Here is a 12,327-nt window from a genome sequence, read left to right as displayed (position 1 = left end):
TCAGGCAATATGTTTGGGAGGCGGAGAATCGGTATCGGGGGTAATTCCGGCGAGCCGGGGCGCATGCTGCGGGCTCGATGCAGCTGCAAGCGCGACCGATGCGGCCGCAGGCGCCGGCTGTGTCACGGTCAGCGAGAAGCAGCCATGGCAATGATGTTCGCCGATGGCCTTGTGGTCACTATGGCCGGTAGGGCCATCAAGGACCGCGGCGATCTCCGAGCCGCCGCCGGGCGTGGTGACGTCGATGTCGTGCGAGCCATGCAGCGCGCCCGCGAGCAGATAGACGACCGCGATCAGCACAGACAGGAGCCCGCGCCAATTGCACCGGCGGCAAGTTCCTGAGGGCTGGCGGTTCGCGGGCACGACGTCACTCTGGTTGCGGTCTGTGCCCGGCCTAGCATGGGGGCGGGAACAGTGTCGACCCGCAACATTGTTACGTCCCTTGAAGAATTGCCGCAGTGCTGGCCGCAAATGCCAGCGCTTCTCATTGGCGCGTGATCAGGCCCAGTTGAGCGTCGGCTGCCGCTTCTGGAACATCGCCGGTGTCGCCGTCCTCGGCCGGGTCGATTGCGCAACGGCCGGCTTCCATCGCCCGCTCCAGCCATTTGATGGCTTCATCGATCCATCTGTCGTGCTGCTCGGGATCGGCGATCGCCTTTTCCCGAAATGCATCTGCCTGATGAAGGCACGCCGTTCTGCGGTCCACGCGGCTCTCCCCGATCCGGAGGTTCCGCCCCGGTGGCATCCTTTATGATCGCAGAGCCGGCGTCGTTAACATAGGACAGGAAACGCAAAAGGAAGGCCCCAGCCCGGGGCTGACCGGCTGAGGCCTTCGTGCTCACAATCTTCATCCTTGGGACTTGAGCAGACAATGCGCATCGGGCCGGTTCGTTCCGCACTTCGATGCCGAATTAGGAACGTTCCTCATTCGTCCCGATTAGCGATCAGGAATGTTTGAGGAGGATGGGACTATGGACGGACTGATTTATCTGATCGGCCTGATCGTCGTGATCATGGCGATCCTGTCGTTCTTCGGCCTGCGCTGAGAGAACGGCAATGGAAACGCTCGTACGGGAAGACATGATGGAGGGCGGCGGGGCGGCGTCCGACAACCGCCGGACCATCCAGTGGAGCTCGGTGTTCGCAGGCGCTCTCGCCGCCGGTGCAATGTCGTTTATCCTGATCGGCTTTGGCGTCGCGGTCGGCCTGGGTGTCAGCTCAGCCTCGCCGACATGGCGCGATGCCTCGGCGGCGCTGGCGCTGCTGTCCGGGCTGTACCTGATCATCCAGGCGATCATCAGCTTCGGGTTCGGCGGCTACATCGCCGGCCGGACGACGCGACCGGCGCCCGCGCTGGCGACGATCGAAGACGATGGCGAACGACGGGACGGCCTGCATGGGCTGACCTCCTGGGCCCTGGCCGTGCTGGCTGGCGCGGCTCTGCTCGCGCTGCTCGGCGCTGCCGCGATCGACCGTTCGCCGATGCGCAGCTCGGCAAGCAATACGTCCGCGGCCGAGCCGCTGCTCAGCTACGAGCTCGACAAGCTGTTCCGCGCGCCGCGTCGCGCCCCAAACATCGATCTGAGGGAGGCACGCGCTGAGGCGGGACGGATTCTGATGACGTCGTCCAGCCATAGCGGAGTCAGCACCGACGACCGAGCCTATCTGGTGCAGCAGGTTGCTGGTCTGACGGGGCTGCAGGCCCCCGACGCCGAACGGCGGGTCGATGCGCTGATCGCGGACTCCAAGACCGCCATCAACCGTGCGCGGCGCAACTCGATCATCGTGGCGTTCTCGGTCGCGGCCGCGACCCTGATCGGTGCCGCGGTGGCGTGGGCGGCGGCGGTGGCCGGCGGACGACACCGCGATGGAGAACCATTGCCGAATTGGATGGCGAGCTCAAATCGCTTCCATCGCAATCCGCGCGCAATGCCGGTGCCGTAGCTCCAAAGCAAATGGCCGAGCGGCAAGCCCGGCCATTTCGGCATGCATAACAATGGGAGGCGTCAGGCCTTCTCCTCCCAGATCATCGCCAGATGCACGATGGTCTGCACGGCCTTTTCCATGTCCTGCCGGCTGACCCATTCGAGCCGCGAATGAAACGCGTGCTCGCCGGCAAAGATGTTGGGGCAGGGCAGGCCCATGAAGGACAGGCGCGAGCCGTCGGTGCCGCCGCGGATCGCGGTGCGCATCGGGCGCAGGCCGGCGCGGCGGATCGCCTCGATGGCGTATTCGAGCACGTGCGGGTGACGGTCGATCACCTGTTTCATGTTGCGGTACTGCTCCCGCACCTCGAACGTGTAGGTCGAGCGCGGATAGTCCTTCATCACGTCCTTGACGATGGTCTCGAGCAGGACCTCCTTCTCCTTCAGCCCTTCCTCGGTGAAGTCGCGGACGATGAAGGAGAGCCTTGCCTGCTCCAGCGCGCCCTCGATGCCGATCGGATGCAGAAAGCCCTGCTTGCCCGAGGTCGTCTCCGGCGAGCAGCCTTCCTTCGGCAGCCGCTCGACGATCGCGGCGGCGATCTTGATCGCGTGCTCCATCTTGCCCTTGGCGTAGCCGGGATGGGCGCTGACGCCGTTGATGGTGATGGTGGCGCCGTCGGCCGAGAAGGTCTCGTCCTCGACGCAGCCGGCGCTTTCGCCGTCCATGGTGTAACCAAAATCGGCGCCGAGCTTCTTCAGATCGACATTGTCGACGCCGCGGCCGATCTCCTCGTCCGGCGTGAACAGGATCTTGATGGTGCCGTGCTTCACATCGGGGTTGTTGATGAAGAAGTGCGCGGCATCCATGATCTCGGCAACGCCCGCCTTGTTGTCGGCGCCCAGCAGCGTGGTGCCGTCGGTGGTGATGATGTCGTTGCCGATCTGGTTCTTCAGCGCAGGGTGCTCATTGAAGCGGATCACCTGGCTGGTGTCGCCCGGCAGGGTGATGTCACCGCCGCGATAGTTCTTCAGAACTTGCGGCTTCACGTCCTTGCCGGTGACGTCCGGCGAAGTGTCCATGTGCGAGCAGAAGCAGATCACCGGCACCTTCTTGTCCGTGGTGGCCGGGATCGTTCCGTAGACGTAGCCGTAATCGTCGAGATGTGCGTCGGCGACGCCCATGGCCTTGAGCTCGGCGGCGAGCATGCGGCCAAGATCCTTCTGCTTCTCGGTCGAGGGCGAGCGAGGGGATTCCGGATCGGACTGGGTGTCGATGGTGACGTAGCGCAGGAAGCGCTCGGTCACGGTATGCGAAAAGGTGAGGGAGGACATTTCTGGTCAAACCGCCGGGGTCAGGGGAGCAGCCGGTATACCAGAAAAGCGGGCCGCGTTGCGGCAGGAAGGAGGTGGGATCAGGCTTAACGAAGCGTAGCCTCAGATCGCCTCTTTCAGTTCCTTGACCGGGCGGAAGGTAACCTTCTTGCTGGCCTTGATGTGGATCGGCTCGCCGGTGGCGGGATTGCGGCCGGTGCGGGCGGCGCGCTTGCGGACCTGGAGGATGCCGAGCCCGACGATGCGGACCCGGTCGCCCTTCCTAAGGTGCTTGGCGATCAAATCGACCATGTCGGTCAGGACCGCCTCGGCGCGCTTTTTCGACAGCTCCTGGCTCTCGGCGATATCGGCGGCGAGGTGCTTGAGCGTGATAGTGGCGGGAGCAGCTGCCTTCTTTGTCGAATCCTTCTTGGCCGGATCCTTCTTAGCCATGACTGGCCTCCTCGGTTGTCCAATGACAGGGTATCCCTGGAAAAGCCGAGAGTGCGTGGGGATCCCTCTAAGTCCTTTGAGACGTAGACGATTCGGGCGCGGGCTGACTATGCCGAGAGTTCCCGCCAGCGGCCGGCAATCGCCCGCGCAGATGCGGCAGAAGTCGAGAAGTTCAAGCTAAGACTATGAAGGGATTGCCAAAATGGCGCGAGAGACGGGGCTCGAACCCGCGACCTCCGGCGTGACAGGCCGGCGCTCTAACCAACTGAGCTACTCCCGCGTGGTTCGCTCGATGCGCGCGGAACGAGGGGGGAATTAAAGGCGGGGCTGAGTGAAGTCAAGGACGTTGCGCTTCACCGGTGCAACTCGGCTAAGCATTGCTCTGGAAAACGAAAAAGGCCGCCCGGAGGCGGCCATCGGTCAGCCCGGAAGAGGACGTATCAGCGAATCTCGGACGTGCCGGCGCTCGTCACCACCACCGGCTTGCCGGCCTTGATGACGTGGGTGGACTGGGCGGTCTGGCTGTAATCGGCATTGGTGCGGGCTGCGATGCCGAAGGCCGCCACTGTGATGCCAGCCACCAGCGCCACCACCACGATCTTCAGGTGGGTCGCACGATCAGCAGAGTGAATTGAGTGGTTCATCTGAGCCTCCCGACGGGCTTTGCCGCCGTCTGTAGGCTCATGTCTTAAGGACCATCTGTTTCCGGATGGTTTCGCGGGTTCCGCAAAATGGTTTCATCTCGCCGCCCGGCTGGTTTCGCCGGGCGGGCTCACCGGGTCGGTCTCAGGCCGCGGCACGGCCGATGTCGTCCCGGATCGCGCGGGCGGCCCAGATGAACAAGAGGGCGCCGAGCGTGGTCGTGACCGCCGCCGAGAGCAGGGAATAGCGCACGGCCTCTGCGCCATAACCGCTCTTCAGCGCGTCATTGACCATGCCGACTGCGAGCGGGCCGACGCCCTGGCCAAAGCAGGTGGCGGTGAGCGCGATCAGCGCGGAGGCGAGCGCGCGCATGCTGGGCTTGGCCACCGTCTGCGCGATCGCGAAGATCGGGCCGAGATGGAAGCCGACAAGGAACGAGGTCAGCGCCAGCATGGCGACCATCATCGCAAAATCCTGCGTCAGCATGCACAGCGCGAACACCGGGCCAGCGAGGCCCGAGGTGATCGCGGGCGCCCACAGCTTCCAGCGGTCGTCGCGGCGGCTCACTTGCGCCACGACGAAGCCGCCGAGCAGGGTACCGGCCATGCCGGCGAGGCCCTTGAAGGTGCCGGCATAGGTGCCGATCTCGGCGCTCGACAGATGGTGCACGCGCGCCAGGAACGGCGGGATCCAGGCCGCGGTGGCGTAGTTCGTGTAGGTGGTGAGGCAGAAGCCGATCAGGACGATGATGAAGCTGCGCTGCGACGCCAGGAAACGTAGCGTTGGCCCGAGCGGCTCGGGCACGAAGCTCTCCTGCATCGCGCCGCGCTTCGGCTCGGAGATCGTCAGCCACAGCACCAGTGCGAGCAGGATGCCGGGCAGGCCGGCGACATAGAAGGCCATCCGCCAGCCATAGTGCTGGTTGACGTAGCCGCCGACGAAATAGCCGAGGAAGACGCCGAGATAGGTGCCGATGGCGTAGATGCCGAGCGCGCGCGGGCGCTCGTTCTTGGCGAAGAGATCGGCGACGATCGACTGCGAGGCGGGTGAGCCGGCGGATTCGCCGATGCCGACGCCGATGCGCGCCAGTGCCAGCGAGGTTACGCTGGTGGCCGCGCCGCACAGCGCCGTCATGGCGCTCCAGAATGCAAAGGCGACGGCCACGATGTTGCGCCGGTTGAGCCGGTCGGCGACGCGCGCGATGGGAATGCCGAGCAGGGAATAGAACAGCGCAAAGCCGAAGCCCGCGAGCAGGCCCATCATGGTGTCGCTGAGCGCAAACTCCTTCTTGATCGGCTCGATCAGCACGTTGAAGATCGTGCGGTCGAGGAAGTTCAGCGCGTAGATGATGGTGAGCAGCCCCAGCACGTAATAGCGCCGCGCCGGGGGCTTTGCCGCGGCAGCCGTTTGCACCGACATCTGTGACGTCACATCGACCATCGCTTCCCCCAATTTGTGTTTATTGTCGTTAATGGTCCAGCCCGGAAGTAGGGGCTGGAAGGTCAGCCTTCGCGGATGTAATTCCCCGCTTCGAATTCGACCGGCGGCGCGCCGGCATCGAACGAGACGCCGATCGGGTCGCGGCCTGCGGCGAGTGCGTCGAGCTGGTCGCTCAGCATGCGCCGGATCATCAGGATCCCGCGGTCGCTCTGGCCGAAATGCTCCTCGGAATGGATCGTCACCTCGCCCTGGCCGACCTGGGCCTCATAGTCGCCCGGAAATTGCTGGTGCTCTTCCTCCATCATGTCCCACCAGAACTTGCCGTTGAATTTCGAGCGCATGCGGCTGATGTCGCCGGGATTCTTGACACGGCCGGCGACGTAGATGCGGAACGATCCGTCGTCGATCGGAAGCACCCAGCCGATCGACTCGACGCGGGCGAACTGCGCGACGCGCGGGTTCGGCACGACGCGCAGGGTCGGCAGCGCGGCCTCGCTGACGCGATAGAACACTTTGCCGTCGTCCTGCTTGCGCTCGGAGCGCACGAGAACGCCGCGCGGCGATTTCTCGAACTTCACCTCGGGGATCGAGGCCATCATGTTGGTGAATTGCGGACCCGAGAACGAGCCGTGCAGGACCGGCACGTGATAGGGGTCGACCACGTTCTCGAAATGCTGCAGCCAGTTGCAGGGGATGATGGCGGGACCGCCGCCGCCGATCGAGGAATCATCGGCCTCGACCAGCTCGCCGTCGTCCATGTTCTCCAGGCACTCGTAGGCCGGCAGCACCGGGCGTTTCTCGGCGGGTCCCATATAGGCGAAGATCAGGCCGTAGCGTTCCTCGACCGGATACCAGGGCTGGCGCACCTTGTCCTTGAACTGGCCGCCGCCGGGCTCGCAGGGCTGCTCCAGGCAATGGCCTTCGGTGTCGAATTTCCAACCGTGATAGCAGCAGCGGATGCCGTCCTCCTCGACCTTGCCGTAATAGAGCGTCGTGCCGCGGTGGCAGCATCGGGCGTGCAACAGGCCGGCTCGGCCATGCCTGTCGCGGAACAGCACCAGATCCTCGCCGAGCGCGCGCACCTTCTTCGGTGTGTCGGTGGCGTCCCCGACGAGCCCGACCGGGTGCCAATAACGGCGCAGCAGCTCGCCCATCGGCGTGCCGCGCGCGACCGAGGTGAGTTCGGTGCGGGTGTGCGCCGGCTTCATCGCGTAGGCCGTGCTGAGGTCACGATCCCGCTGGGTGATGGTCATACCTGGTTCCTCCCGCTTTGGCCGTGATGGCCGGGCCTTTTTGGCACCTTGGATCCAGTGAAAGATAATTCGATGACAATGTCAACGATATTCCAAATGCCTCTTAATCGCATTTGATGAAGCGTCCGGCCGGACTTGGCAGGCTCGGACTTGGCAGGCCCGGACTTGGCAGCGTCGGGCTTGGCAGGCTTGGGCTTTCTTGGCAGAGGTGGATGATGAGCCAGACCGAGAGCAGGGGCGGGGCGACGTCGCCCGCAGCGGACGAGAGCGAACCGTCGGCCCCGATCACCGTGATGCTGTCGTCGCGACTGATGGTGCTTGCCAATCTGCTCAAGCGCGGCGCGATCCTGCGTTACAAGCGCCTTACCGGATTGTCCTCGGTCGAGTTCGGTCTCGTCGCCTCGCTGGGCCGCCGGCCGCCGATGAGCGTGGCGCGGCTTGCCGAAGCCGTCGGCCAGGACAAGGGGCAGATCAGCCGCGCGCTGGCCAATCTGCTCTCGCGCAAGCTGATCGCGAAAACCGCGAATCCGAAAGATAGCCGCGAGGTGCTGATCTCGCTGACCCCAGCGGGGCTCGCCGCGCATGATGCGATCGTCGAGGGCGCGCAGGAGCGCAATCGGCGCCTGCTGGAACAGCTGAGCGAAGCCGAGTTCCACACGCTGCTGGGACAGGTCGACCAGCTCACGGCGATCGCCGCCGAGATGCTCGAGAGCGAGAAGAACGCGCGCTGATCATCCAGCAATCTCTGAACATGTTGGATCGCTTCTAAGAGTCTTTCTAAGAAGCTTTCAATTAGGGAATTCTCGCGCGCTCCCATAAGCGTCACCTCCAGGCGCATGCCGTCCGGGGACAGGCGGCATGACGCATCGAACATGCAGCTTTGGGGTGGCGCGTTGAACAGTCTTGGAATGCTGCGGTCGGCCGTGTTGGCGACCGCGTCCGCTTGGGTTTTGATGCCGCAGGCATCGCTTGCACAATCGTCCGCGCAGGGTGGCGCAGCGAGCCTGCCGCCGGTGACCGTCACCGCCCCGGACGCGCGCCGCCGCGCGACCACGACCCCTCAGCGCCGTGCGCCGCGGTCGTCGGAGCAGATCGCCAACAGGAACAGGCCGCAGCCGCAGCGCAACGTCGGCTTCGTCGAGACGCCGCGCGGCCCAGTGAACGGCTACGTCGCGGGTCGCAGTTCGTCCGGCACCAAGACCAACACGCCGATCATCGAGACGCCGCAGTCAGTGTCCGTCATCGGCGCCGAGCAGATCCGCGACCAGAAGCCCAACAAGCTCGATGAGGTCCTGCGCTACACCGCCGGCGTGCGCGCCGGGACTTTCGGCACGGATACCCGCAACGACTGGTGGTTGATCCGCGGCTTCAAGTCCGAGGACATCGGACTGTTTCTCGACGGCATGCAGCTGTTCTACACGTCCTATGCCAGCTGGAAACTGCAGACCCCCAACATGGAGCGGGTCGAGGTATTGCGCGGTCCGTCGGCGGTGCTTTACGGGGGATCAAGCCCGAGTGGCATCGTCAACGTCATCAGCAAGATGCCGCCGGCCGAGCCGATCCGCTACATCGAGGCCGGCGTCAATAATTTCGGCAATGCCTATGTCAGTTTCGACATGGGCGGTCCGGTCGCGACGAGCCCCGAGAACGGCAAACTGTTCGCGCGCGTGGTCGGCCAGGTCCAGAACGGCGGCACGCAGGTCAACTTCACGCCCGACAACAACTACTTCATCGCACCGTCGTTCACGTGGAAGCCGGATGCCGACACGAGCTTCACAGTGCTTGCGTCTGCCTCGAAGCAGGACACCCGCGGCATCAACTTCCTGCCCTACCAGGGCACGGTGACGAACGCGCCGTTCGGCAAGATTCCCACGAGCTTCTTTGTCGGAGATCCAAGCGTGGACAAATTCACGCGCGAGCAGGAGATGCTGGGCTATCAGTTCGAGCGCAATCTTACCGACGACCTGACGTTCCGCCAGAACGCCCGCTTTGCGCATGTCGACATCAGCTATCGCGGCTATGTCGGCAACGATTGGGACAGCATCAACACCGCCACGATGGGACGATATAATTGGTACGCGAAGAACACCGCCAACCAGGCCAATCTCGATAATCAGCTCGAGTATCGCTTCAACACCGGTCCGGTCAGACACACAATGCTGTTCGGCGTCGATCTGAGAGGCTACCAGATCGACGATTATCAAGCCTTCGGATTCGGCGTACCCTCGATCAACGTTTTCAATCCGGCCTATGGGGGAGCCGAGGTTGCGTTGCCGAGCGCGCCGTTCCGTAACTTCCTCATCACACAGAAGCAGGCCGGCACCTATCTCCAGGACCAGATGAAGCTCGGCAACTTCACGCTGGTGCTGAGCGGCCGCAATGACTGGGTCGAAACGACGCAAGAAGCGCGGGACACCGGCGCAACCGTTGCCAGCCGTGACGACAGCAGGTTCAGCGGCCGCGCCGGACTGATCTACAATTTCGACAACGGCATCGCGCCCTACGTCTCGTATTCGACGAGCTACAATCCGATCATCGGCCTCAATGCGACGAACCAGCTGTTCCTGCCGGAGACCGGCAAGCAGGCCGAAATCGGCGTGAAGGTCGCGCCAAAAGGCTTCGATGGCTATTTCACGGTTTCGGCTTTCGATTTGGTCCGTCAAAACGTCGCGACGACATTACCGGGCAGCGTTCCGGTCTTGCAGAACCAGACCGGCGAGGTGACCTCGCGCGGCATCGAGCTGGAAGCGGTGGCCAATGCCACGAAGGAGCTGAAGTTCATCGGCGCCTTCACGTCCTATCATCTCTTCAACAGCAAAGACCTCGACCCGACCCTCGTCGGCAAGACGCCGACCAATACGCCCCAGCTTCTGGTGTCGGGATGGGCCGACTACACCTTCAAGGATGGACCGTTGGAAGGGTTCGGCTTTGGCGGTGGCGTGCGTTACATCGGCCCGTCCTGGGCGGATGCTGCAAACACCCTCGAAGTTCCCGCAGTCGTGCTCGGCGATCTCGCGCTCCACTATGAATGGCAGAACTGGCGTACGGCGCTGAACGTGATCAACCTGACCGACAAGATCTATGTCGCGAGCTGCGCGTCGGCCACGTCGTGCTTCTACGGCGATCGCCGGCGTGTCACCGCCAGCGTCTCCTACAAATGGTGAGGGCGGGATAAGGGCGGCGCCATCTGGCGCCGCCGCTCTTCCTCACGAGATAGATGAGCTCCCGGGCTATGCCCCCCAGCCCGAAGCTCATCCGAGCGCGGCGCGCGCGACGGCCCAGGATGTCGCCGTCGCCGCGCTCGCGGCTGGACCCCGGCCGGACTGCAATATATCGCCTGAGGCGGGGCTCGCCCCCCGCGCGATGCATGGCTCGTGCCTGCCTTGCCTGTGGATAGGCTGCTCGGAGCGGCTGCGGGCTTGGTGGGTGGGAATGCGGCCGACCAGCGGCAATCGTCGTTTTAATGTGTATTTTGCCGCGCCGCGGCCTACATAAAGTGGGCCTTCCCAAACAGCAGACGCCACGGCCGCGGGCCCGAACCGCCCTTGCTGGCCCTGACGATCTGCTCCATACCAACGCGGGGTGATTCCGGGATTTTCACCGTTCTGGGGGCGGCAAAGGGCCTAAAAAGAGCGTGTCTTGCGCCCATTGGTGCACTGCGCTAAGGCTCAGAATAATTCCAAATCGGACGAATCCGTGGCTGTCCCGAGGCTGCGGGAAAAAGGGCTCGCCATGAGCGGCATTCTGCAGAACTATCTTCCACTCGTCGTCTTTATAGGGGTAGCGGGCCTCATTGGCCTCGTGCTGCTGATCGCGCCCTTCGTCGTGGCGTTCCAGCAGCCGGACCCGGAAAAGCTGTCGGCGTATGAGTGCGGTTTCAACGCCTTCGACGACGCGCGCATGAAGTTCGACGTCCGCTTCTATCTGGTCGCCATTCTCTTCATCATCTTCGATCTCGAGGTGGCGTTCCTGTTTCCCTGGGCGGTGGCGTTCGGCAAGCTTGGCGCGACCGGCTTCTGGTCCATGGTGGTGTTCCTCGCCGTGCTGACGGTCGGGTTCGCCTATGAATGGAAGAAGGGAGCACTCGAATGGGATTGAACCCCGTGTCGTCCACAGGTCCGGCTATCGCGCCGGCCCCCAAGGGCATCCTGGATCCGTCGACCGGCCGGCCGGTCGGGGCCAATGATCCGTTCTTTCTCGAGGTCAATTCCGAGCTGTCCGACAAGGGCTTCTTCGTGGCTGCGACCGACGACCTCATCACCTGGGCCCGTACCGGCTCCTTGATGTGGATGACCTTCGGTCTCGCCTGCTGCGCGGTCGAGATGATGCAGGTGTCGATGCCGCGCTACGACGTCGAGCGCTTCGGCTTCGCGCCGCGTGCCTCGCCGCGCCAGTCCGACGTGATGATCGTCGCCGGCACGCTGACCAACAAGATGGCGCCGGCGCTGCGCAAGGTCTACGACCAGATGCCCGAGCCGCGCTACGTCATCTCGATGGGCTCCTGCGCCAATGGTGGCGGCTACTATCACTATTCCTACTCGGTCGTGCGCGGCTGCGACCGCATCGTGCCGATCGACATCTATGTGCCGGGCTGCCCGCCCACGGCGGAAGCGCTGCTTTACGGCGTGCTGCTGCTGCAGAAGAAGATCCGGCGCACCGGCACCATCGAACGCTAAGGTTTTACGTCATGGACGACGCCAAGCTCGACGCACTGGGGCAGACGATCGTTAGCGCGCTTCCGGGCGCCGCCATCGGTCATTCGGTGGCCTTCAACCAGCTTACGGTTGATGTCGAAGCCAGCAAGATCGTCGAGGTGGTCAAGTACCTCCGCGACGATCCGAGCTGTCGCTTCATCAACTTCACCGACATCACGGCCGCGGACTATCCCTCGCGCGAGAAGCGCTTCGACGTGATTTATCACTTCCTGTCACCGACCCTGAACGCGCGGATCCGCCTCAAGGCCCAGGCCGACGAGACCACCCAGGTGCCGTCGCTGATCGAATTGTTCCCCGGCGCCGACTGGTTCGAGCGCGAGGCCTACGACCTCTACGGCGTGTTCTTCGTCGGCCATCCCGACATGCGCCGCATCCTCACCGATTACGGGTTCGAGGGCCATCCGCTGCGCAAGGATTTCCCGACCACCGGTTTCGTCGAGGTCCGCTACGACGACCAGGAGAAGCGGGTGGTGTACGAGCCCGTCCGGCTCAACCAGGAATTCCGCAAGTTCGACTTTTTGTCTCCGTGGGAGGGGGCCGATTATCCGGTGCTTCCGGGAGATGAAAAAGCGGGACCGAAGGTCTGAT

The 12,327-nt window shown here is 63.8% G+C and carries 13 protein-coding genes and 1 tRNA gene; 6 read left to right on the top strand and 8 right to left on the bottom strand.

All coding sequences use genetic code 11. The features are described from left to right. On the bottom strand, window positions 1-363 hold the full coding sequence (locus GGD62_RS05675) for a hypothetical protein (RefSeq protein ID WP_183707445.1): 363 nt from the start codon (window positions 361-363) through the stop codon (window positions 1-3). Between the two features lie 121 nt (window positions 364-484). Next, window positions 485-706, bottom strand: a complete 222-nt coding sequence (locus GGD62_RS05670; protein ID WP_179738807.1) for a hypothetical protein — start codon at window positions 704-706, stop codon at window positions 485-487. Between the two features lie 350 nt (window positions 707-1,056). On the opposite strand from GGD62_RS05670, the gene GGD62_RS05665 reads away from it, so the two are divergent. Then, window positions 1,057-1,944, top strand: coding sequence for a hypothetical protein (locus GGD62_RS05665; RefSeq protein ID WP_018320131.1), 888 nt, complete (start codon window positions 1,057-1,059; stop codon window positions 1,942-1,944). 62 nt (window positions 1,945-2,006) lie between these two features. On the opposite strand, the gene pepT is transcribed toward GGD62_RS05665, so the two are convergent. The 6 genes from pepT to GGD62_RS05635 form a co-directional block, all read right to left on the bottom strand. Continuing rightward, window positions 2,007-3,257 carry a peptidase T gene (gene pepT, locus GGD62_RS05660; RefSeq protein WP_183707443.1) on the bottom strand — a complete coding sequence of 417 codons (1,251 nt, stop codon included), beginning with the start codon at window positions 3,255-3,257 and terminating at the stop codon, window positions 2,007-2,009. Window positions 3,258-3,359: 102 nt separating this feature from the next. Beyond that, on the bottom strand, window positions 3,360-3,689 hold the full coding sequence (locus tag GGD62_RS05655; RefSeq protein ID WP_018320133.1) for an HU family DNA-binding protein: 330 nt from the start codon (window positions 3,687-3,689) through the stop codon (window positions 3,360-3,362). A 203-nt stretch (window positions 3,690-3,892) separates the two neighbouring features. Further along, window positions 3,893-3,969, bottom strand: a tRNA-Asp gene (locus GGD62_RS05650). Between the two features lie 160 nt (window positions 3,970-4,129). Next, complete coding sequence (locus GGD62_RS05645) at window positions 4,130-4,333, bottom strand: hypothetical protein (RefSeq protein WP_018320134.1); 204 nt, start codon at window positions 4,331-4,333, stop codon at window positions 4,130-4,132. Window positions 4,334-4,475: 142 nt separating this feature from the next. Continuing rightward, a complete protein-coding gene (locus tag GGD62_RS05640; protein ID WP_183707441.1) occupies window positions 4,476-5,771 on the bottom strand; it encodes an MFS transporter in 1,296 nt (431 codons plus the stop codon). A gap of 62 nt (window positions 5,772-5,833) precedes the next feature. Next, window positions 5,834-7,024, bottom strand: coding sequence for an aromatic ring-hydroxylating dioxygenase subunit alpha (locus GGD62_RS05635; RefSeq protein ID WP_183707439.1), 1,191 nt, complete (start codon window positions 7,022-7,024; stop codon window positions 5,834-5,836). Between the two features lie 215 nt (window positions 7,025-7,239). Here GGD62_RS05635 and GGD62_RS05630 point away from each other — a divergent pair, with 215 nt between their 5' ends. The 5 genes from GGD62_RS05630 (at window position 7,240) to GGD62_RS05610 (ending at window position 12,326) form a co-directional block, all read left to right on the top strand. Further along, a complete protein-coding gene (locus GGD62_RS05630; protein WP_092257331.1) occupies window positions 7,240-7,755 on the top strand; it encodes a MarR family winged helix-turn-helix transcriptional regulator in 516 nt (171 codons plus the stop codon). Between the two features lie 177 nt (window positions 7,756-7,932). After that, window positions 7,933-10,188 carry a TonB-dependent siderophore receptor gene (locus GGD62_RS05625; RefSeq protein WP_183707437.1) on the top strand — a complete coding sequence of 752 codons (2,256 nt, stop codon included), beginning with the start codon at window positions 7,933-7,935 and terminating at the stop codon, window positions 10,186-10,188. Between the two features lie 568 nt (window positions 10,189-10,756). After that, window positions 10,757-11,122: an NADH-quinone oxidoreductase subunit A gene (locus GGD62_RS05620; RefSeq protein ID WP_018320139.1), complete on the top strand. Its 366-nt coding sequence runs from the start codon at window positions 10,757-10,759 to the stop codon at window positions 11,120-11,122. Further along, on the top strand, window positions 11,113-11,700 hold the full coding sequence (locus tag GGD62_RS05615; protein ID WP_026202310.1) for an NADH-quinone oxidoreductase subunit B family protein: 588 nt from the start codon (window positions 11,113-11,115) through the stop codon (window positions 11,698-11,700). Before GGD62_RS05620 ends, GGD62_RS05615 begins: the two co-directional genes overlap by 10 nt. An 11-nt stretch (window positions 11,701-11,711) precedes the next feature. Further along, the gene (locus GGD62_RS05610; RefSeq protein ID WP_018320141.1) at window positions 11,712-12,326 is read left to right on the top strand and encodes an NADH-quinone oxidoreductase subunit C; all 615 of its coding nucleotides are present in this window, start codon (window positions 11,712-11,714) and stop codon (window positions 12,324-12,326) included. The last annotated feature ends 1 nt before the right edge of the window (window position 12,327 follow it).

The sequence above is a fragment of the Bradyrhizobium sp. ERR14 genome (genome assembly GCF_014198235.1).
Taxonomy (GTDB): Bacteria; Pseudomonadota; Alphaproteobacteria; order Rhizobiales; family Xanthobacteraceae; genus Bradyrhizobium.
This window is presented reverse-complemented; position numbering and strand designations above follow the sequence as displayed.

Coding starts and splice junctions, on each gene's coding strand:
- GGD62_RS05620 (WP_018320139.1), top strand. CDS start 10,757: ATGAGCGGCATTCTGCAGAACTATCTTCCACTCGTCGTCTTTATAGGG.
- pepT (WP_183707443.1), bottom strand. CDS start 3,257: ATGTCCTCCCTCACCTTTTCGCATACCGTGACCGAGCGCTTCCTGCGC.
- GGD62_RS05645 (WP_018320134.1), bottom strand. CDS start 4,333: ATGAACCACTCAATTCACTCTGCTGATCGTGCGACCCACCTGAAGATC.
- GGD62_RS05665 (WP_018320131.1), top strand. CDS start 1,057: ATGGAAACGCTCGTACGGGAAGACATGATGGAGGGCGGCGGGGCGGCG.
- GGD62_RS05635 (WP_183707439.1), bottom strand. CDS start 7,024: ATGACCATCACCCAGCGGGATCGTGACCTCAGCACGGCCTACGCGATG.
- GGD62_RS05610 (WP_018320141.1), top strand. CDS start 11,712: ATGGACGACGCCAAGCTCGACGCACTGGGGCAGACGATCGTTAGCGCG.
- GGD62_RS05615 (WP_026202310.1), top strand. CDS start 11,113: ATGGGATTGAACCCCGTGTCGTCCACAGGTCCGGCTATCGCGCCGGCC.
- GGD62_RS05655 (WP_018320133.1), bottom strand. CDS start 3,689: ATGGCTAAGAAGGATCCGGCCAAGAAGGATTCGACAAAGAAGGCAGCT.
- GGD62_RS05630 (WP_092257331.1), top strand. CDS start 7,240: ATGAGCCAGACCGAGAGCAGGGGCGGGGCGACGTCGCCCGCAGCGGAC.
- GGD62_RS05625 (WP_183707437.1), top strand. CDS start 7,933: ATGCTGCGGTCGGCCGTGTTGGCGACCGCGTCCGCTTGGGTTTTGATG.
- GGD62_RS05640 (WP_183707441.1), bottom strand. CDS start 5,771: ATGGTCGATGTGACGTCACAGATGTCGGTGCAAACGGCTGCCGCGGCA.